At 68.0% G+C, this 20,178-nt stretch carries 18 protein-coding genes and 3 pseudogenes; 6 read left to right on the forward strand and 15 right to left on the reverse strand.

The window, feature by feature from the left end:
- Positions 1 to 76: 76 nt before the first annotated feature.
- The 5 genes from AB0H88_RS41270 to AB0H88_RS41290 form a co-directional block, all read right to left on the reverse strand.
- A complete protein-coding gene (locus tag AB0H88_RS41270) occupies positions 77 to 877 on the reverse strand; it encodes an ABC transporter ATP-binding protein (protein WP_357654038.1) in 801 nt (266 codons plus the stop codon).
- On the reverse strand, positions 874 to 2,733 hold the full coding sequence (locus tag AB0H88_RS41275; protein ID WP_357654039.1) for a dipeptide/oligopeptide/nickel ABC transporter permease/ATP-binding protein: 1,860 nt from the start codon (positions 2,731 to 2,733) through the stop codon (positions 874 to 876). The genes AB0H88_RS41270 and AB0H88_RS41275 overlap by 4 nt, the downstream gene beginning before the upstream one ends.
- Before the next feature lie 14 nt (positions 2,734 to 2,747).
- Positions 2,748 to 3,776 carry an ABC transporter permease gene (locus AB0H88_RS41280; protein WP_357654040.1) on the reverse strand — a complete coding sequence of 343 codons (1,029 nt, stop codon included), beginning with the start codon at positions 3,774 to 3,776 and terminating at the stop codon, positions 2,748 to 2,750.
- Positions 3,773 to 5,320, reverse strand: a complete 1,548-nt coding sequence (locus tag AB0H88_RS41285) for an ABC transporter substrate-binding protein (protein ID WP_357654041.1) — start codon at positions 5,318 to 5,320, stop codon at positions 3,773 to 3,775. The genes AB0H88_RS41280 and AB0H88_RS41285 overlap by 4 nt, the downstream gene beginning before the upstream one ends.
- Before the next feature lie 153 nt (positions 5,321 to 5,473).
- The gene (locus AB0H88_RS41290; RefSeq protein ID WP_357654042.1) at positions 5,474 to 7,102 is read right to left on the reverse strand and encodes a helix-turn-helix domain-containing protein; all 1,629 of its coding nucleotides are present in this window, start codon (positions 7,100 to 7,102) and stop codon (positions 5,474 to 5,476) included.
- Positions 7,103 to 7,216: 114 nt separating this feature from the next.
- Between AB0H88_RS41290 and AB0H88_RS41295 the strand changes: the two genes are divergently transcribed.
- Entirely contained in the window at positions 7,217 to 8,062 is an 846-nt protein-coding gene (locus AB0H88_RS41295) for a M55 family metallopeptidase (RefSeq protein WP_357654043.1), read from the forward strand.
- Here the strand turns inward: AB0H88_RS41295 and AB0H88_RS41300 are convergent.
- The 3 genes and pseudogenes from AB0H88_RS41300 to AB0H88_RS41310 form a co-directional block, all read right to left on the reverse strand.
- Positions 8,038 to 8,319 carry a M20/M25/M40 family metallo-hydrolase gene (locus AB0H88_RS41300; RefSeq protein ID WP_357654045.1) on the reverse strand — a complete coding sequence of 94 codons (282 nt, stop codon included), beginning with the start codon at positions 8,317 to 8,319 and terminating at the stop codon, positions 8,038 to 8,040. The two genes, AB0H88_RS41295 and AB0H88_RS41300, sit on opposite strands and share 25 nt — an antisense overlap.
- Before the next feature lie 118 nt (positions 8,320 to 8,437).
- Positions 8,438 to 8,674: pseudogene (locus AB0H88_RS41305) on the reverse strand (M20/M25/M40 family metallo-hydrolase); the annotation flags it as partial.
- Positions 8,675 to 8,912: 238 nt separating this feature from the next.
- Complete coding sequence (locus AB0H88_RS41310) at positions 8,913 to 9,956, reverse strand: serine hydrolase domain-containing protein (RefSeq protein ID WP_357654046.1); 1,044 nt, start codon at positions 9,954 to 9,956, stop codon at positions 8,913 to 8,915.
- A gap of 187 nt (positions 9,957 to 10,143) precedes the next feature.
- Between AB0H88_RS41310 and speB the strand changes: the two genes are divergently transcribed.
- Positions 10,144 to 11,127: an agmatinase gene (speB, locus tag AB0H88_RS41315; RefSeq protein ID WP_225301984.1), complete on the forward strand. Its 984-nt coding sequence runs from the start codon at positions 10,144 to 10,146 to the stop codon at positions 11,125 to 11,127.
- 53 nt (positions 11,128 to 11,180) lie between these two features.
- Here speB and AB0H88_RS41320 read toward each other — a convergent pair.
- From AB0H88_RS41320 to AB0H88_RS41340, 5 genes and pseudogenes are all read right to left on the reverse strand, one after another.
- Positions 11,181 to 11,321 (reverse strand): annotated as a pseudogene (locus AB0H88_RS41320) (Hsp70 family protein); the annotation flags it as partial.
- A 58-nt stretch (positions 11,322 to 11,379) separates the two neighbouring features.
- Entirely contained in the window at positions 11,380 to 11,838 is a 459-nt protein-coding gene (locus tag AB0H88_RS41325) for a J domain-containing protein (RefSeq protein ID WP_357654047.1), read from the reverse strand.
- A gap of 1,233 nt (positions 11,839 to 13,071) precedes the next feature.
- Complete coding sequence (locus AB0H88_RS41330; protein ID WP_357654048.1) at positions 13,072 to 14,379, reverse strand: FAD-dependent oxidoreductase; 1,308 nt, start codon at positions 14,377 to 14,379, stop codon at positions 13,072 to 13,074.
- Positions 14,369 to 15,223 (reverse strand): alpha/beta hydrolase-fold protein, encoded by an 855-nt coding sequence (locus AB0H88_RS41335; RefSeq protein ID WP_357654049.1) that lies wholly within the window; start codon positions 15,221 to 15,223, stop codon positions 14,369 to 14,371. The genes AB0H88_RS41330 and AB0H88_RS41335 overlap by 11 nt, the downstream gene beginning before the upstream one ends.
- Positions 15,220 to 16,449, reverse strand: coding sequence for an amidohydrolase family protein (locus tag AB0H88_RS41340; protein WP_357654050.1), 1,230 nt, complete (start codon positions 16,447 to 16,449; stop codon positions 15,220 to 15,222). Before AB0H88_RS41340 ends, AB0H88_RS41335 begins: the two co-directional genes overlap by 4 nt.
- A 93-nt stretch (positions 16,450 to 16,542) precedes the next feature.
- On the opposite strand from AB0H88_RS41340, the gene AB0H88_RS41345 reads away from it, so the two are divergent.
- The 3 genes from AB0H88_RS41345 to AB0H88_RS41355 all read left to right on the forward strand — a co-directional run bounded on the left by AB0H88_RS41345 (position 16,543) and on the right by AB0H88_RS41355 (position 18,058).
- Entirely contained in the window at positions 16,543 to 17,196 is a 654-nt protein-coding gene (locus tag AB0H88_RS41345) for a TetR/AcrR family transcriptional regulator (RefSeq protein WP_357654051.1), read from the forward strand.
- A gap of 42 nt (positions 17,197 to 17,238) precedes the next feature.
- Entirely contained in the window at positions 17,239 to 17,406 is a 168-nt protein-coding gene (locus AB0H88_RS41350; protein WP_357654053.1) for a recombinase family protein, read from the forward strand.
- Positions 17,407 to 17,491: 85 nt separating this feature from the next.
- The gene (locus AB0H88_RS41355; protein ID WP_357654054.1) at positions 17,492 to 18,058 is read left to right on the forward strand and encodes a hypothetical protein; all 567 of its coding nucleotides are present in this window, start codon (positions 17,492 to 17,494) and stop codon (positions 18,056 to 18,058) included.
- Positions 18,059 to 18,433: 375 nt separating this feature from the next.
- On the opposite strand, the pseudogene AB0H88_RS41360 reads toward AB0H88_RS41355, so the two are convergent.
- A pseudogene (locus AB0H88_RS41360) lies at positions 18,434 to 18,622 on the reverse strand (IS5/IS1182 family transposase); the annotation flags it as partial.
- A gap of 63 nt (positions 18,623 to 18,685) precedes the next feature.
- The gene (locus AB0H88_RS41365; RefSeq protein ID WP_357654056.1) at positions 18,686 to 19,297 is read right to left on the reverse strand and encodes a TetR/AcrR family transcriptional regulator; all 612 of its coding nucleotides are present in this window, start codon (positions 19,295 to 19,297) and stop codon (positions 18,686 to 18,688) included.
- Between the two features lie 131 nt (positions 19,298 to 19,428).
- Between AB0H88_RS41365 and AB0H88_RS41370 the strand changes: the two genes are divergently transcribed.
- Positions 19,429 to 20,076: a hypothetical protein gene (locus AB0H88_RS41370; RefSeq protein ID WP_357654057.1), complete on the forward strand. Its 648-nt coding sequence runs from the start codon at positions 19,429 to 19,431 to the stop codon at positions 20,074 to 20,076.
- The last annotated feature ends 102 nt before the right edge of the window (positions 20,077 to 20,178 follow it).

Consider the following 20,178-nt stretch of genomic DNA (forward strand, 5'->3'; position numbering starts at 1 on the left):
CTTCCATCCGCCGTGATCGCAGTCTCGGGAACGGTGACGACCTGACGGACGTCATCGAGACTGCACAGGCGAGAGTTCATAGAGTGGTTCCTTTGCCGAAGAGAGGGGTGCCGATCCGGGGAACGGCACGGACCAGCTCACGTGTGTAGGGATGTTCGGGGTGGTCGATCACCTCGGTCGCCGATCCGACCTCGACGACCTGCCCGTCCTTCATGACCGCGACGTCGTCGCACAGCTGCCTGACCACAGCGAGGTTGTGGCTGATGAAGAGAACCGTCAGATCGAGGTCCCGCTGGACGCGCATCAGCAGATTCAGCACGGTCCCCTGCACCGAGACGTCCAGCGCCGAAGTGATCTCGTCAGCGAGCAGCACCCGGGGTTCGGCGGCCAGCGCCCGCGCGATCGCGACGCGTTGGCGTTGACCCCCCGACAACTGCATGGGCAGATCGCCGGCACGGGCCGGGTCGAGCTCGACCATCTCGAGAAGTGCGGCCACCTCGCCGCGCCGGTGAGCGCGATCGCGTCGCGTGGATCTTCCGCGTACGGCAAGCGCCTCCTCGATCGAGGCGCCGATGGACATCCTTGGGTTCAGGCAGGAGTTGGCGTCCTGGAAGATCAGCTGCACGGTGCGGCGAACGGACGCGGCGCTCCCCCGGGCACCGACGACATCGGTGCCGTCGACCAGGATGCGGCCCGTATGAGCTTCGTGCAGGCCGACGACGGCGCGAGCCAGCGTCGACTTGCCCGAACCTGACTCGCCCACCAGCCCGACCGTCCGGCCGCTCGGCACGTGGAGACTCACCCCACGGACCGCCTGATGGGCGGCGGGTCCGTGCCCGTACCTGACTCCCACGTTCTCGAAGGCGAGGTCGCTCACACCGACCCCTCCCTTACGGCGTCGAGGGGAAACTCGGCACCCTCGGTGATCGTGGCGAACTCGGTGCCCGGGACGGCGTCCATGTGCGGCACCGCCGCCACCAGCGCCCGGGTGTAGGGATGCTCCGCGCGTCCGCTCGCGAGATCCTCGGCGCTCAGGCTCTCCACGATGGCTCCCCGGTACATGACCAGGACCCGCGTGCAGAATGACGAGACCAGCGAAATGTCGTGCGAGACGAACATGACGGCCGTCCCATGCTCACGGTTCACCCTCCGCAAGAGCGCCAGGACCTCCCGCTGCACCGTGACGTCGAGGGCCGTTGTCGGCTCGTCGGCTATGACCAGCGCCGGTTCGCCCATGAGCCCCATCGCGATCGTGGCTCGTTGCCGCATGCCACCCGAGAACTCGTGGGGATACTGGCGGGCGCGGCGAGCCGGGTCGGAGAGCCGTACCGCGGCAAGCCGGTCGACCGCACGCCGGCGTGCCTCGCGCCGGCTGAGGCCGCCGTGCAGCAGACCGACCTCCGCGACCTGCGTACCGACGTGAAGGGCGGGGTTGAGCGAGGTCGAGGGATCTTGGAAGACGAATGCCAGCCGCGTACCGAGCTGTTGGGCCAGCGACTTGGAACGCGGTCTGCCGGGCACCTTGCCCCTGACGACCAGTTCCGTGCCGTCGAACTGGACCGATGACGCCGTCACGTGAAGTGGCTCTTCCAGGAGTGACGCGACCGCCATGCAGGTCAGTGACTTCCCCGAGCCCGACTCGCCGACGATGCCGACGATCTCCCCTCGATCGATGTCGAAGCTGACGCCACGAACCGGCGTCGCCCATCCATCCCCCCGGGGCGCCTCCACGCGCAGGCCGCGTACGCGGAGCACGGGGTCCTCCGCGACCTGCGGGACCGGTGCCGCCGCCGTCGAGCCGGTGGTCTTCCGCCGCCGGCGGCGGCCGGAGGGCCGGTGCAGCCCGAATGCCCGGGCGAGCACCTCGCCGGCGAGCGCGAACGTCACGCCGGCGAACACGATGGCGGCGCCTAGCCCCAGAGACGGAGCGGGGTTCACGTAGATGGCTCCCATGCTCTCGTTGAGCATGCGGCCCCAGTCGTAGTCCGGCGCCTGTACGCCGAGGCCCAGGAAGGACAGCCCCGTCGCCGCGACCAGCGCGGTGCCGGCGCCGATGCTGGCGTTGACGATGAGCGGGTCTCGCATGTTGGGCAGGACGTGCCGTACCAGGATCCGCGCTCGGCTGACGCCGAGGATGCGAGCGGCGGCCACGAAGTCGCGCCCGGTCACCGACGCACCGAGGGTCTGAGTGAGCCGGGCGTAGGACGGCGCCATGGCCAGGCCGATCGCCAGTGTGACACTGGTGGCGCCCACACCGAGGGTGATCGACACGACGATGGCGAGCAGGAGAGCCGGAAAGGCGAGTGCCACGCCGATGGCGCTGTTGACCAACCGCCCCAGCCGCCGGGGCGCGATCGTGGGCAGCAGGCCGATGACCACACCGACGAACACGCCGAGGGCGGCCGACAGGACGGCGGTGACGATCGAGAGCCGGGTCGCGGTCAGCACCCGCGCGAGAACGTCCCGGCCACCCGCGTCGGTGCCGAGGAGGTGGTCCGCGCTGGGCTTCGCGGACAGTTGGGTCAGATCGGCCTGCCGCGCGACCTCGCCCCACAGCACCGGTCCGAACACCGCGAAGAACGCGACCACCATCAGGGCGGCCAGCGCGCCGATGCCGAGGGGAGAACGCAGGACGGCCAGGAACCTGCGGCGAGACGAGACCGCCATGGGCATCGGCTCGCCCACCGCCGTCGCGGCGGCCGGCCCCGCCAGCGCGGAGTCGGGAGTGGACATGCTTGTCACCGCCATCACGTGTCTTTCAGCGCTGAGCGCGGGTCAAGGCAGACCAGGACGATGTCGATCAAGAGGTTGGAAACGAGGACGATCAAGCCGTAGACGATGACGATCCCCTGCGCGAGCGGAAAGTCCTTGCTCCGCACCGCGTCCACGATCGTGAGCCCGAGTCCGGGCCACGAAAAGATGGTCTCGATCAGCACCGTGCCCGCGACGAGGGAGCCGAGCACGATTCCGGCGACGGTGAGCGAGGAGGTCACCAGGTTCGGCAGAGCGTGGCGGAAGTACAGGCGCCACCTCGACATGCGCTTCGCCCGCGCCGTCCGGATGTAGTCCTGCTCGAACACGGTGAGCGCCTCGACCCGGACGATCCTCGAGACGCCCGCGGCGACCGCGATCGACAATGCCAGGACGGGCAGCACGTACGAGCTCGGATCGGTTCGGCCCGCCACGGGCAGCAGGTGGCTCTGAACGGCGAAGAAGTACACCAGAGCGACTCCCATGAGGAACTCGGGGATGACGGCGAACAGGCCGCTCGCCGAGGTGTAGGCCAGGTCGACGGTGGGTCTGCGGCCGCCTCGGGTAAGCGCGGCGACGACGATGCCGAGCGGGATCGACACCAGGAGCACCAGCGCCAGCGACAGGAACGCGAGTTCCAGGGTCGCCGGCAGGCGCTGCTCGATGATCGTCGTCACCGGCAGGTGAAGGGAGAAAGAGTCTCCGAGATCCCACGTGAGCAGCCCCTTCCAGAAGTTCAGGTACTGCGTCCACAGCGGGTCGTTCAGTCCCAGGCTTTCGCGTTGTGCCTCCACGACCGCGGCCGTCGCGTTGATTCCGAGGGCATTGCGGACCGGGTCTCCTGGGATCAGCCGGACCATCAGGAAGACGACGGTCACCAGGGTGACCACCGAATACGCGAGCCGCACCAGCCGCCGCACGATGAAGGCCCCCAGTCGCCCACCTCTGCCCCGGAACGTTCCGGTCGCGGAATCCGGTCCCGCCCCGGTTCCCGTCAGCTGGGTGACGGTCGGTTCCGTGGTCACTTCAGCACGCGGATCGCGGAGCCGCCGATGGGCAGGTAGAGCGCCGTCGCGCCATTGAAGTACATCTTGTACGGCGTGACGGACACCGGTATGAGGTCAGCGCTTGTCATCAGGGTCTTCTCCGCCTCGGCCCAGGCCTTGCAGGCATCGTCACCGGTCCGGCCGCCGGCCGCGGCGACGCTGTGGTTGTAGTCCTTGTTGTCGATGGAGGCGAAGTTCGTCCCCGCAGGGACGGCAGGTCCGGAGAGGTACTGCGGGAAGATGGCCGGTGTGCCCGTCTGGAGGTTGAGCCCCAGCGATGCCGTCCAGCCCGACGGGTCTTTGGCCGCGAAGGTCCGGCTGATGATGTAGTTCTCGTCACCACCGTCGAGTTTCACGGCGGCGCCGGCGGTCTCCCACTGCTTCGCGACGTATTCCGCGGCGGCGCTGCCCGTGTCCGTGGAGTTGTCGTAGACAAGTGTGATGTCGACCGGCTTGCCCACCGCGCGCAGGGCCTGGCCGGCGGCGTTTGGGTCGTGGGAAGGCAGGTTGCCCTGGACGGTGTCGTAGGCGCACCGGCTCGGGTGTTCGGAGAGCAGCGATTTCGCCCGTTCGCCCTTGCCGCCGGTCAGAATCTTCGTGAGGGTGTCGAGGTCGATCGCCTGGGTCAGTGCGCGCCGTACGGCGGCCTCAGCGGTCGGGAGACCTTGATGGTGGTTGTAGACGATCATTCCGGACATGGCCGGCGTCGGCTGCGACTTGAGAGCGGCGAGGCGTTCCTCGTCCTTGCCGCTCACTATGGCCGCGTTGAGTTGACTGGACAGCAGCAGGTTCGCTCTGGTCGACGGGCTCGGCACGATCTTGGTCGTCACGGTCTTCGGCATCCCCGGCGTGTTCGAGGTGCTGTTCTTGGGGCCCCACGTGTAGCCCTCTCGGCGGGTCATCGTGATCGAGTCTCCGGCCACGACGCGATCGATGGCGAACGGGCCGGTGCCGTCGCTCCCCGCGGAGAGGCTCTTGGGGTCCTTCAGGCCGCGCTCGCACACCAGCTGCTGCTCGCCGATGTCGTACAGCATGAAGGGCCGCGGCTTGGAGGTGGTGACGGTGAGAACGTTCCCCTTCGCGCTCGCCTTGGCATCTGCCGGCACGACGGATTCCAGGCGCGGCGACTTGTTGGCGGGGTCGACGATCCAGTTGAGGTTGTCAGCGGCGGTCTGCGCGGTGAACGGCGTGCCGTCGGCGCAGGTGATGGCGTCGTTCAGGGTGTAGGTGACCTTGGTCGGGCTTTCGGTCCAGCTCTTCGCCAGGAAGGGCGCGGGCTTGGCCGTCTCGGGGTCGATGAAGATCAGCGTGTCGTAGGAGTACATTCCGACGATCTGCGCGTTGACGAGGTTGGTGACGAGCGGATTCAGGTCGCCTGGGTCGGAGTCGATCGCGAACGCGAACGTGCCGTCCGTCGCGAAGCCCGCCTGGCCCCCGTCCGAGCCCGAGCCCGAGCCGCCGCAAGCCGCAAGAGCTGGCAGAGCGATGAGGAAGGCTGCGAAAGCAGCGGCGCGTCGATTCATGGCAGGCCCGCCTTAAGGTCCGAGTCGGGGTGTGACGTCGAACACCAAGACTCACCCGCCTGGTCGGAGAGGCGCATCGTACGTCCGCCTGATCTGCGTGCGCTGACCTTGGACGATCGACCAACCCGGGACCGGCTGATGCGGTCCCGGTCGCTACGCGGGTGGCCGCGGCGATCGCCGACCGGGGCCGAGGCGGAGTTGCAGCATCAGAGCGAATCGTTCGTCGGGGTCGGCCAGATCCACGCCGCCGATCGTCTCGATCCGGCCGAGCCGGTATCGGAACGTGTTCTTGTGCACGTGGACGGCTCGTGCCGCGGCGGCGACGTCCCCGAAGTGCTCGAGCCAGCTCTGGAGTGTCGGCACCAGCTGGGTGTCGTGTTCGGTGTCGTAGTCCTCCAGGTCGGCGAGCGGGCCGGTCAGTTCGATGCGGTCGGCTGCCATCAGGTCGCCGAGGCGGAGCAGGAGGAACTCGATCGCCACGTCCGCCAGTGACGCGACGCGTCTGCCCGCGCGTGGATTGGAGCTCAGCACCCGCATCGCGGCATCGGCATCGCGCCGGGATGAGCCGAGTTCGCTGACGTCCTCGACGATGCCGCCGAGTCCGGCGCAGAACTCGGTGGCGGTGTCCAGACGGGCGATGAACTCGGCGGCCAGGTCCTTCATGGCGGCCAGCGCCGGGGCGGCCGCGGCACGCACGGGGACGACGGCGTAGACCGCGCCGCCGAGTTGGGCGACGATGGCCCGCGGATAGGTGGGCCTGAGGTGCGTCCGAAGCGCGGAGGCCATTCGCTGGATGTCGGCCGCCGTGCGGACCTCGTCGTCGGACTGGAGCGGCCCCAGAACCAGGACGCAGGCCGGCGACGAACCGAAGGCCAGCTGCTGCGCGGCTTCGCGCGCGCCGGTCCCTCCCTCAAGGAGCATGGACAGCAGGGCGACTCCGAGTCGTTGGGAGGCATCGGCGCTGACGCGGGCACGCAGCATCTCGAGCGCGATCACCCGTGCTACCTCGATCATGGCGGCCTCCCGCTCGGGGGTGAGCGGCCCTGCCACGGCGGCCCAGATGGAGCCGAGAAGCTCATTGCCCGCCTGGACCCTCATCGCCGCCCGAGGACGGGTGCCGGGGGCGGGGTCCTGCATGAACACCGGTCGCTCCGAGGCGTACACGCGGCGGAACATGCCGTGTTCTCTCTGGTATTCGCTGTAGATCTGCGGCACCTGGAGGCCGAGGATCGTCAGGCGGCGCGGCTCGTCGGCGCCGGCCTGGTCAGCCGAGAAGGCGACCACCCGCGACGACAGATCCTCGATCGTGACCGGGGCGTCGAGGAGAGCCGACAGCGAGTTCGCCAGGGCGAACAGGTCTCGGTCCGCATCGCCGCCGACAGCGGGCGCCCCATCGGCACCGAGATGCAGAGCGCCGCTCAGCAACGTCGCCACCTGGATCCACGATGCGCCCTGCACCAAGCCGAGGACGGACACCTTGCCGCGCTCCGCCTCGCGGGCGACCTCCTCGTCGACGGCCAGCGGCTCCCGGACCACGAGGGCCGTGGCCCCGGCTTCGCCCAGCGCTCTGACCAGGGTGACCAAGCTGTCGTCAGCCGCCACGCCGACGCCCAGCACCACTGCGTCCGGCGGGACGTCGGGTTGGTCCAGAGGATCGTGAAGGATGACGGTCGTCACGGCACGAGCCGGCTGACGTGGCCCCGCCTTGATGGTCAGCAGCGTCGAGCCGAGCCGCTCGACCACCCGCCCCAGGTCCGCTGGACTGCTCGTACCGCCTTGCATTGTGTGATCGTACATCTGTGTCCGATTTGATTCGGTCGATCGACCCAGTGTTGGCGCGAAAGCCTCGACAACAATGGGAGTGACGCGTGGCACCGACGAAGGAGCAGCTCAGCGATGAAGGCGTACATCTCCGTCGACATGGAGGGCGTCGCCGGCATCGCGACCCTCGACCAGATCGTGCGCGGCGGGTACGGCTACCCACGAGCCCAGGAGCTTATGACCGAGGAGGCCAATGCCGCGATCGCGGGCGCCTTCGACGGCGGAGCGACGAGCGTGCTCGTGAACGACTCCCACGGGACGATGGACAACCTGATCCACGAGCGCCTCGACCCGAGGGCACGGCTGGTCTTCGGGCAGCCCAAGGCCCAGTGCATGGCCGAGGGCCTGACCGAGGACTGCGCCGTGGCGCTCTTCGTGGGCTACCACGCGCCGGCCGGCACGCCCGGGCTCTTGGCGCACACCTTCTCCGCCTACTTCGGTGAGGTCAGAGTCAACGGATCACCGGTGTCGGAGGCCGAGGTCAATGCCCTGTACGCGGCATCCCTCGGTGTCCCGGTGGGCCTGGTCACCGGGGATGACGTCATCGGCGCGATCGCGACCGAGATCTTCCCTGAGGCCACGATCGTGACCGTCAAGAAGACACACGGATTCTCGGCCACGGACTCCGTCGCGCCGAGCGTGGCGAGGAACCTGGTGCGGGAAGGGGCCGCCGATGCCGTGGCCCGCGCGTCGGCACTGAGCTGTCCGCCGCCGCCCCCGTCGTTCGAGGTCCAGGTCGACCTGCCCTCGCCGGTGGCCGCCGAGCTCGCCGCCTGCATCCCCGGCTGCGCCCGGACGGCCGACCGGACGGTGTCGACAGTCCTCACGGCGTCGGCGGATCTCCTCGGATTCATCACAGTCCTGTACGAACTCGCGGCGAGCAGCGAGCGCGCGCGTCAGGTGATCTCCGCCCGCCGTTGAGGCCCGGCGCTCCTACCTGTGAGTTCTTCGATGAGGGTGGTGAGCAGTCGCGTACGCGGGAGGATCCACGCGATCTCCGCGTGCTCGTCGCGGGCGTGGGCGCCGCCGCCGACGGCACCGAGCCCGTCCAGGGTGGGCACTCCCATACCCGCGGTGAAGTTCCCGTCCGATGCGCCGCCGACCGTCATCTCCTCCAGCGGAGGATGGCCGAGGCGGCGTGCGATTCGTTGTGCCTGGCTGAACGCTGTGCGCGGCACGACCGAGCACTTCGATCCGGTAGAGGGACACGCCTTTGCGCCCCGTCTTCAGTGCGCCGCCCGGGCCGGCCGCCTCCAGCACGAGGGCTGCCCGGCAGCGGCCTGCTTCCTGCTCGATCAGTGCCCGTGATGTCGTGGACCCCAGCTCCTCATCGCCCGTGATGAGAAGGGTCACCTGGTCGAGGACGCCGGTGCCGCGGCATCGCCGCAGCCACGCGAGAGCGTGGATCGCCTGGACGAGGCCGAGTTTCATGTCGAAGCAGCCCGGGCCACTGACGACGCCGGCAGTTTCGGTGTAGGGCAGCTCGTCCAACGTGCCGAGCGGCCAGACGGTGTCGTGGTGCCCGAGGAGCATGACCTTCGGATCGGCCCCGCGCAGCAGGACATGCTCGACTCCGTCGACGCACAGGATCTCTGGCCGACGCCCCAAGCGCTCATGAACCAAGTCCGCGACCACCCGCGCGGAGCGGCCGACCGCGTCCAGGTCCGTCGACGGCGACTCGGTACGAACGAGTCTGCTCAGATCCTCGAGGAGGAGCGACAGGTTCCCGGACGCCTCCGGCCCGGTGGAATCCTCGGGTGTCGGCTTTTCCTCATGAGCCGGCAGCGTTCGCGAGCCGGGTGCGCAGGAACGCGGCGAGCAGGTCCGCGGAGTGGTCGTCGAGGTTGGTGAGGACGACGACGGTCATCGCGGTCGCCGGATCGTGGCCGGCGAACGATTGGAATCCGGGCAGTTCGCCGTTGTGGCCCCACATGCCGTCGAAGTTCGCGATGCCGAGGCCGTAGGTGATGGTGCTGTCGGGCACCGGGTGGGTGCGCATGTGTTCACGCCGGGTCTGCTCCTGGAGGAGATCGCCGCGCACCGATGCCTCGATGAGCAGTCTCAAGTCGCCCACGGTGGACACCGCGTTACCGGCGGTCCACGCCCAGGACGGGTTGATGCGCGTCGCGTCGACGAGTTCGCCGTCCCGGCGGTGGTACCCACGCAGCCGAGGATCCGGCAGGGCGGCGGCGTCGTGCGTCAGCGGCGGGAGCTCGGTCTCCCGCATGCCGAGGGGGTCGAAGACCAGCCGGCGCGCGACGTCCTCGACTCGTGCGCCGGTTACGTGCTCGATGAGCATTCCCAGCATGATGTAGCCGGCGTTGCAGTACGCCCAGGAGGTGCCGGGCTCGAACTGCTGCGGGTTCCGCAGGGCGACTTTGAGCAGCTCGGAGGGAGTCCAGAGCCGGTCGGGCTCGAGGAGCAGACCGGCGACGAACTCCTCCGAGGTGTAGTCGGGCAGGCCCGAGGTCATGTCGAGGAGACGGCGAACGGTGACTCCTCGCGGGAACTGCGGCTCTGCCAGATGGACCTGTATCTCATCGTCCAAGGAGAGGTCTCCGGCTTCCACCAGGCGCAGGACGATCAGCGCCACGATGGTCTTCGTGAGGCTCCCGATCCTCATGCGGCTGCCGGCGGTGAGCCGCACCCCGGTGGCCAGATCGCAGACGCCGAGCGCACGGGTCCAACTGCCGTACGACGGACCGCTCACGTGGACGACGGCACCCGGGATGCCCAATCGCCGGCGCTCTCCGTCCAAGGCGCCGAGCAGGTCTGGAGTCGAGGACGCATACGCATCCGATGCATTCTCAGGCAAGCGGAATCCTCACTCGTGGGTGTTATGCCGACCTTCGCAGCATTGTCCTCACCAGGTATCGGCGCATTGTGCCGAAGGCCGGAAGCGGCGCGAATCCCTCGTGCGATCGACCGAATGCCCGGGAGAGAGCTGTGACTACTGTGAGGCCCAGAAGACGGGGGCCGGTCACCTTGGGAGGAGAATCGCGTTGTCGAGCGTTGAGAAGGACGAGCTCGCGGAGTCCGGCGACACAGGGATCGTCGGACCGCCCGATTCCATCAGGCAGCTCCCGCGTTTCGCGGGGCCCTCCACGTTCGCCCGCCTGCCGCGGCTCGACGAGGTCTCCCGGGCCGACGTCGCGATCTTCGGCGTGCCGTTCGATGCCGGTACCACCTACCGGCCAGGCGCACGATTCGGCCCGGAGGCCATTCGCGCCGGCTCCAAACTCCTGAGGCCCTACCACCTCGGGCTCGAGATCGAGCCGTGGTCGAGGTTGCAGATCGCCGACGCCGGTGACGTCGGCGTGACTCCCTTCGACATCGCTGAGGCGGTGAGTCAGATCGAGTCGGCCGCTCAGCGGCTCTATCGAAGTGCTGACCGGATCATCACTCTGGGCGGCGACCACACCGTCGCCCTCCCGATGCTGCGAGCCGCCCATCGGCACCACGGCCCCGTGGCACTCATCCACTTCGACGCCCATCTCGACACCTGGGACAACATGTTCGGTGCGCGGCTCACTCACGGCACTCCGTTCCGCCGGGCCACCGAGGAGCGACTGCTGGCGGTGAACCACTGCGCCCATGTGGGCATCCGCCACACAACCCCGGCCGCCAAGGATCTGGAGGACGACAGGGAGCTGGGATTCGCGACGATCTCCACACTCGACGTCGCGCGGCGCGGCATCGAGCACGCCGCCGACCGGCTCCGGGAGAGAGTGGCTGACCGGCCGGTATACATCAGCATCGACATCGACGTGCTCGATCCCGCCCATGCGCCCGCGACCGGCACCCCTGAGCCCGGCGGACTGAGCACCCGGGAGCTTCAGCTGCTGCTGTACTCCCTCGCGGACCTCGACATCGTCGGTGCGGATGTCGTCGAGGTCTCACCCGCCTACGACCACGCTCAGATCACCGCGCTGGCCGCCGCCGGCCTCACGTTCGACCTCCTGGCCATGGTTGCCCGGGGAAGGTAGTCATCGGAACGGCCCCAGTCCGGGCCGCGATCTCGATGGCGGGCACGCCGTTTGTCAGCGCTCTTGGCGAACGCGACCACCGAAGGGGTCGTCCGCGAGCCCTCGGTGTTGGTGACAACGGTCGGCTCACCGCCTTCCAGCACGCACACGACCGAGTTCGTCGTGCCCAGGTCGATACCGACGGGTCGGGTCATCACCGGCCTCCTTCCTTGCGGCCCTCCTCCTCATGGCACCAACTCCGCCTTGCGCGGTTCACCGCCACCACAGGCGCGCCGTGGGCCAGCCGAGCCGCGGCACCTCACGCGTATCCCTGCGAGTCAGGCCCCACCGGGTGGCGCCCATCCGCAGCAGCACATGTTCCAACGGCGCAACAGCAGAAGAACGCTCCACGATCACGACCGCCACATCAGCCGCGTGAGCAGGAACACGCCGGCGGCCGGCGCGCGCGGACACGTCGAGGCCAAGGTCCGGCGTGTGGGTGACCCGGACAGAAACAGGACGCCCTTCGAGTCGGGCGCCGCCTCCGCGCGTGGCGTCGTAGGCTGCGCGCCGGGCGGGGTCGCGCAGCACGGCATAGGCATCGATCACCTCAGCGAACCGTTCCCGTTCCGCCGGCCCGGCGGGGCGAACCTCAGGATGCAGGACGCGCACCAGTCGGCGGTACGCGGAGGTGATCTGCTCCGCAGAGGCCGACGATTCCACACCGAGCACCCCCGTAAGGGTTCCGCCGGGGCTGCTTGCCGCCGTACCGTACAGCCACCGTGCTCATCTCCTGCGCCGCAGACATCAGCTGGATGCGCTGCGACCTGCAGGTATGAACGGAACCTCGATATGAATGCTATAGCAGCGCACAGCTGTGCAGGGAAAACCTCCTGATCACCATGCGCATCAAATTCACCATTCGTAGCAGAATCGGGAGCGTCGACGCCTCCTCCGGGAGTCCAGGCACTCCTCCGGACCTGTTCCTCGGATCGGGAGGCTTGGGTCATGTGACAGCCGCTGGTGGGCCGTCCCGTAACCGCGAAGCCGCGGGATTACTCAGAGCACAGGTCACCGAGTTCGGCCGATGTGTCAACAGCCATGACTCCATCGCACCGATTCGCGCCGTTGGCTTCGCCACTTGAGCGTCACACCCGTCGCGAAGGCCGTTGCCCGGCCCCGGAGACTCGGGCCAGGCAACGGCCTTCATAACGCCCACCAGTCCATGGGTCCACTGCAGCGGTCGGGACTGTCTCGATAACGATGGCGGCCGCCTACGGCCTGCTCCAACTGCTCGCCCTGCTCACCCACATCGGACCCTGAAAAGGGGCGGCACGCCTCGCTGAACTCGCCCGAGCCCTTCGGCGCGGTTGCCAGCAATGTGCGGGTGGCGGCGGAACGCGCAGGACCAGAAGCATGTCGGCGCTTTGCAGTATCAGCCGGTAGGCGGCTCCCTCGACGGTGGCGCGGATCAACCGCAGCCCGAACGGGACTTCGACGCGCAGAACGGCACCGCTCGAGGAACCTCCGGCGGTCTTCCACGCGACGGCCAGCGAAGCTTGGAACGTGGCGTCCGCGAAGGTCAGCGTCATCGTCGCCGGATCGGGCACCAACCCCCCGGGTAACCCGGGCGCCCACGACAGACTGAGCACGGCGAGCTGCCCCGATGGCCCGCGATCGAGCAGCACCTGAGTGCTAAGGAGCGCATGTGTAAAACAAGCGGCAGAATGATCGACCGTGCCTCTTCGCCTGGCTTGTCTCACCGTCACGAACACGTTCGCCGCAGTGCGACTGCTGCCCGTGGGCGCTTCTGACCTTGTCGCCGGGCAAGGTCCTGCACCGGCTATGGCTCCTCATGGATCTCCACTGCGGACGGTCCTGGACGCGCCACAACCGACACCGTACGGATTCAGCCGACGAATCCCAGGCGGATGACATCAGTGGACGAGATGTCAAGAAGGCGCATCAGCCCAGGACTGTGCCCGAGTTCTCGGTGCCGCGGGGACGCTTGCGGGAGAACGCCGAAAGGTCTATGGCCAGGCCGGTGTGCTCGCCGACGAATCGTACCGGCCGTTCGTCGTGATCTACGCCGTTCTCGGTCTGCTCGATGATCGCGGCGAGGAACTTGCCGACGACCGGCGCGTTCTTGAACTGGTTGCCGCTCGTCCCCATGGCGACGTAGAACCCGTCCAGCTCTGTACGGTCGTAAATCGGCGTCCAGTCGTCGGCGACGTCGTAGACTCCCACGACCCCGCGAGCCCGATTCGGTATCTCCAACGCCGGTAGCCGTCGCGCAGCCCTCGTCACCTGGGCCTCGAACACCGCCGTCGTCGGATGCGCGGTGACGGCATCCGGGTCGTCCACCCACTGCAGCGGGTCGCATTCCGGTTCCGTACCACCCACCAGCAGTCCCCCGCCGGCCTCACCGCGCAGGTAGATACCCAGGTCCATGTCCGCGACGCAGATCCCGGCGCGGTTGTCGGCGCCGAAACCCGCGGGGGCCGCGACGTGCGCGACCTCCTGCCGTAACGGCCGGCATCCCACGGTGAAGTCGGATCCGACCGAGGCCAGCTCGTTGATGCGGGTCGACCATGGGCCTGCGGCGTTGACCACCACGCCGCAGGGGATCCTGCTCCCGTCCGCGAGTGTCACCGCGGTGACCCGGCCATGAGCCCGCTCGATCCCGCGCACCGACGTATGGAACCGGAACTCGGCACCGTGTGCCCGCGCGGCGGCGGCCAGGTTCTGCGCCGCCAGTTGCGGATCGTTCACGAACCCCGCATCAGGTGTGTACACGGCACCCAGCGTGGTTTCGGTCTCGGCCCAGAACTCGTCGTCGTCGATACGTTTCGGTGGCCAGTACCTGCCGACGTCGATACCCAGGATCCGCTCCGACAGGTCCGCACTCGTCCACTCCTCGAACGGGATACCCGCGTTCTGGAACAACGGCAGGTACACCGACCGAGGAGCCACGTCCACGTCCAGCATCGCCATCCCGCACCGTACGTACCGAGCCAACGGCCCGACGTCGCGGCCAAGGTGCTCCGTCCACGACCTCCAGCCGAAGTGCGCCTCCCAGGCGGTGGCGACGCCCGCGGCGGTGGAGAAGTTGAACCGCACCACCGCGCTGGACGCACTCGTGGAGCCGTGGCCGGCGCCCCCGGCCTTGTCGACCACCGTCACCTGCCAGCCACGGCGGGCGAGTTCCAAGGCGACCGACGCGCCGATCACCCCCGACCCGATCACCACGACGTCCGTGCGCTTACCGGGCACGGCAGGTCCTGAGATAACTGAGGAACGAGGCCTGCAGGCCGGTCACGTGCGTTTCGTGCATGAGTGCGCTGGTGACGGATCCGCTGCGTGAGGTGAGGCGGTGAAGGAACGTGGCCGCGTTCTTCGCGAGATTCTGGTAGACCGCCATGTCTCCGAGGATCTCTCGGTCGTTGAAGGTCACGTGAAGCTTGGTAGCAGGCAGGGTGTCACCCATCGCTTGAAGACGAGCGAAGACCTGACTGTCTGCACCGACAATGCCGGGGCTGCCCGCGCCGATGCTCTCGAAGAAGGTGCTATTGGTGAGCCAGGCGTAGAGACTGAAGAGTCCGCCGTAGGAATAGCCGAAGAGGCCGTGACCGCTCGAGGCTGTGCCGTAGTCGCGTTCGATCCGCGGGTGTAGGTCGTCGGTAAGGAAGTTCAGGAACATATCCCCGCGGCTGTCGCTCAATTCAGCGAGGTAGGCGTCGGCTTGCTCGCGAGTCATCATGCCCGCTTCGACCCCCATCTCCACCGCATCGATGTACTCCTTCGCGATGGGTTCGCCGGGGGGCACGAGATCGCGGTTGCGCAACCGCTCCCAGTGCTCTGCCTCCTCGCCTGCGTAACCCACACTGACTTGGACGTAGGGCTGAATCGACTGCATGGGGTCCAGTTGCGTGACGATGAGTGGGGCGGTCATTCCCACGGCCCAATTGCCGTCGAGCACGTACACGACAGGCGCTTGCGCCGCGGCAGGGTCGTAGCGCGGTGGCGTGGTGACCCAGACGCCGTAGTCGTGCCCACCGCTGGAGCGCATCTCGAAGTAGTCGGTGTGGGCGAGGCAGCCCTGCCACATGGTGCTCATCTGAGGTCCTTTACGATTTGGCCAGCCTGGATTACGAGGACGGCGCTGGTGGGGTCGGAGAACAGTTCTGGATCTTCGAGCGGGTTGCCGTTCCAAAGAACGAGGTCTGCCTGCGCGCCGGGAGTGATGACACCCACCTGGCCGGACAGGCCGAGGATCTCGGCGTTGGTCTGGGTCGCCGCCACGAGCGCTTCCATCGGCGTCTCGAGGGCTGCGCGGAGGCTGAGTTCTTTGCCGCGACGGTCCTGAGCCGGACCGATGAGATCGGAACCCAGCCCGATCCGCACTCCGGCCTCCTTGGCGACAGCGAGCGCCTCGGTCATCCGCTCACGGACACCCAGCGCACGATCGCGGACCGACTCGCCGAGGCCGGCTTCCGCGGGGTCGTGCAGCAGTCGCTCGACGACGGCGAACGTGGGCACAAGGGCGACCCCGCGCGTGGCCATCAAGGTGGCCGTGGGCTCATCGAGGTCGGTGCCGTGCTCGACACAGCGCGCCCCGGCCTCGACCGCGTTCCGAATGCCCTCATTGTTGTGGGCGTGAACCGTCACGTAAGTGCCCCGTGCCGCGGCTTCCTGCACAGCGACGGCGATCTCCTCCACGGTGAACTGGGTGTCGGTCAGCCGGTCGTGAGCGCTGACCACTCCCCCGGTCACACAGAGCTTCAGGAAGGAGGCTCCGCGGCGGAAGGCCTCACGTACGTTGCCTCGCAGCTCGTCCGCGTTGCCCGACATCATGGACAGGGCACACAGACCCGGAAGGTGATGGCCGCTCCACAGCTCGGTGGGTTCCCAGTCGGCTCCGTAGTAGCCGTGCCCACCGATCTGGCACTGCACCGGTCCGCACGACAGGACGCGCGGTCCCCTGACCTTGCCCTTCGCGATCGTGGTGACGACGCCACCGTCGATCCCGCCGGTGTCCCGGACGGTCGTGAAGCCGGCGTCGAGCGCTGCGCCGGCCGTGGCGAAGATGTCCGCCGCGATCTCGGCGGCACTGATCTGGAACGAGAACTGCGGCTGGATCGGGCTCGACAGGCCCAGGTGAACGTGCGCGTCGATGAGGCCGGGCGTCATCGTCAGTCCCCCGGCGTCGAGCCGCTCGCCGGGTTCGCCACCGGAGGCCCCGAGCTGGGTGATCCGCCCGTCTTCGACGGTGACGCCGACGTCTATGGGATCGCGCCCCGTCCCGTCGGCGACCGCCGCGCCGACCACCTGCAAACGTCCCACGAGTCGTTCCCTCCGCCGTCGCGAGCTGACTGCGACCATGTACGAAGCAACACGGCGCCGCCAGAAATCTTTTCCAATGGATAAACTGTAGGAGTGATCCTGTCAACCACGGAACGCAAAGGCGACGCACGCGAGCGCCTCCTGGCCCGGCTCCTCGACACCTTCGACGAGGCCCTTCCCTCACCGGAGGTGTCGCTCCGCGAGATCGCCGCCCGGACCGAGACCAGCCACGCCCTCCTGCGATACCACTTCGGGTCACTCCCGGGCGTCCTGGCGGCCATGCTCAAGGCACAGCGATCTCGTGACAACGAGGCCCTTTTCGCAGCCGCCCAGCAGGACACCTTCGCCAACCTCGTTGTGGCGATCTGGCGGACCTACACGCGCCCGGAGCAGTTGTCACGTGTCCGCGGCTTCTTCCACGTCGTAGGACTGGCCGCGTACAGGCCGGAGGACTTCCGCGAGTTCATCGACTCGCTCGACGACCTGACCAAAATGCTGGCCTCACTCGCGGAACGCGAAGGGCACGACACCGGGGAAGCGCTGACCATGGCCACCGTCGCCGTTGCCGCGATCCGCGGCCTGCTCTTACAGGAAGTCCTGACTCCAGGAGTCCACTCGGAGGACGCCGTCGACTTGATCCTGCGCATGCTCCCCGGCAACGCGGCCGGTGTTCACTCAGGCGATGGAGTACGCCCGCACCCTCAAGCAGGCCGTCCCGCACCGGCGCGTGATCGTCATGGTGCATGAGATGAAGCGAACTTCGATCTGGGCCCCAAAGAGGGCCGGTTCATGTTCGCGGTCCTGGCCGCGGCCGCGGAATACGAACTGGAACTGCGAGCCGAGCGCCAGTCCGAGGGCATGACCGCCGCCAAGCGCCGCGAGGCCACCGGTGGAGCGCAAAGGGCGACGCCCACGCGCTGGCTGACATGGTCCGCACCCGCCGCCAACAGTTGCTGAAGGTGGCTGGGACTTTGAGGTCGCCGAGGCGGTCAAGGTCGTCACGCGGGCCCACCAGACGCTGTTGTGGGAACGCACCCGTCACATGCTGCGGTTGCGGGTCGCCTTGCGCGATTACTTCCCCGCCGCGCTGGAGGCCTACAAGCCCCTTGGCCTCACCTCCGAGGCAGTGTTGCGGCTGCTGGTCAAGGCGCCTACCCCCGCGACCGCGGCCAAGCTCACGATCAGTCAGATCGGCGCCGCGCTCAAGGGTCGCCGGGACATCCAGGCCAAAGCCGAGGCCATCCAGAACGGGCTGCGCTCCGAGCAACTCGGCCAGGCCGACCTGGTCACCAACGCCTGTGCCTCGACAGTCCGGGCCCTGGCCGCGGTCATCACCACCCTCAACGCCGAGATCAAGACACTCGAAGGCGAGGTCGAGGCGCATTTTGGTCAGCACCCGGACGCTGAGGTCATCCTCAGCCAGCGCGAAGGCACGCACGAACTACGCCGGAACCTCCCCGATCACCCGCCAATCCGGCAAGAGGCGCACCGTTCACGCCCGGTTCGTGCACAACGACCGGCGCGTCGACGCCCTTCGCCTCCAAGCTTCCTGCGCCGTCCTGCACGACCTCGAGGTCCGCGCTTACTACGACGAGCTCCGCGCCCGTGACCTCGGGCACAACGCAGCGCTCAGACAAGTCAGCAACCGCCTCGTTGGCATCCTTCACGGCTGTCTGAAGACCCGCAGCCACTACGACCAAACCACCGCCTGGTCATACCGATCCCGACACCTCGCAGCTTGACATCGAAGCTCCAGGCCGGAAATCCCTACAGAATGGGCCGTGATCTCGTCAGGCTGTCTCGGTGTCGGCGGGTCGAGCGGTGGGGGTGTCGTGGAAGGCCCGGCGCAGGGTCAGAAACGCCCCGCAACCCGCCGTGCGCACACGCTGGCCACTGCTCGCGACTGTCCGTGGCCATGTAAAAGAAAAGTGGGTCTGGCCCACTTTCCGTGATCGGCCGTACATCCAAGATCACGATCTTGTCGTCCGTGCCGGCGGTGCTTGTGGGAGCAGTCCGCGCGTGAGCCGCCGACCCGGTCGCACTTGGCGAAGGTGCCGTACAGCAGGATGAAGTCGGGGTCGGCCTCGCGCAGGACCTTCAGCAGACCCGGCGCGCGCCGGGCGAGCAGGTGGATGACCGCGCTGGTGCAGGCGCGGGCGGTGGACTCGCTGATTCGCTGTGCTCTCGCGCCCCTAACCGTCGGGTGGAACCGGTGCAGAGGGGTGGGTGGTTCGGTTCACGGCCCAGTCGGCCCGGCGGGTGGTGCGGGGCCGGTGGAGAGGACATGGTCGACGGCGGCGTTGAGGGTCTCGATCTCGGCGATGAGGACGGATTCGCGGGTGGGCAGGGCGCGTTCGACCGAGAGTCCGTTGAGGACGGTGAGAAGGAACCTGACCTTGCGGGTGTGGTCTCCCGGGGGCAGGGCGCCTTCCTCGGCGAGCACGGTCAGCCAGTGTTCGACGCGGCGCTCCGCCTCCCGCTCATGGCCGAGGTACGCGGCGCGTACCTGTTCGGTCGGCTCGGGTTCGATGAAGGTCCGATAGATCGTGCCCCATGCGGTTCGCGCGTCTTCGGTGGTGCCGAGCGGTGCGAGAACCTGCCGTAGGCAGTTCAGCAGCCGTTCGCGGGGCGGCAGTGTCCGGTCCCGGATCGGGTCGCCGGGCAGCAGGTCTTCGTAGATCCGTGCGAGCAAGCTGTCCTGCAGGTCGCGCTGGGTGGGGAAGTGGAACCTCAGCGAGCCGGTGCTCACTCCCGCACGCGCGGCGACCGCTCGAACGCTCAGCTTCGCCGCCATGTCCTCGGCGATCATCTCCGCAGCGGCCTGGAGGATCTTCTCGCGTGTTTCCATGGTCCGCTCTCCCTCACTTCTCCCAGCCCTCTTACTGTACTAGCACGCCGTACTAGTACAGTGTGCTAGCCTTTTTTCTAACACGCTGTACTAGTGATGTTGCGGCTGATGTGTGAAGGAGAGGGCGGAGCATGGCCTGGAAGCAGTGGACGGCATCGAAGCGCCTCAAGCCGGGAGACGGCAGGGAACTGCAGCCGTTCCGCTTGTGGCAGCTCCCCCTGCGCTCCCTGTTCTGGCTACGGCTTCCCGGCGCCGGTGGGCACGCCCGCCTGCACGCCGTCGACGTACGGCACTGGGCGCGGTTGGACAACAGCAAGATCCGGGCGCATCTGTTCCTGGACGGCAGGTACGTGGCCGAGTCGAAATTGCCCGCGGTCTTTCCTGTCGACGGGGGTGCCATCGAGGTGGCGATGAGCAACTACGGCATCAGGCGCTGCCACTACCGCCCCTTGGGCGGACAGCCGCGTCAGCTCACGCCCGACCCGGCCTCGGCGGAGGGACGGCGGGCGCGCTTCGGTGCCCGCCATCCGGGGCTGAGCCGGGCGATCGGCATCGGATCGGTGTTGCTGCTTGTCATCGGTGTGGGCCTGAACCTGTTGCAGCTTGCTGAACCTGTCTCTCACATTCCTCCCGTCACGCAGCGGGTCGGAACGTTCGAATCGCCGATACACCTGCCGATCTGGCTGAACCTCGCACTGGGGGCTGGGGCCGTTCTGGCGAGCATGGAGCGCGCGCTCCGCCTGCGCTACTCCTCTCTGCTCGACACGGCCGGTCACTGACCCCTGGAAGTGAGGAAGGCACGACCACGTCAGCCCTCTTCGGCTGGCTTCTTGCGCGACCGGCACGGCCCGGCCGCACGGAATGACACGCGTACGGTGAAA

Origin of the sequence: Nonomuraea sp. NPDC050680 (assembly GCF_040654555.1) — a bacterium.
GTDB lineage: Bacteria > Actinomycetota > Actinomycetes > Streptosporangiales > Streptosporangiaceae > Nonomuraea.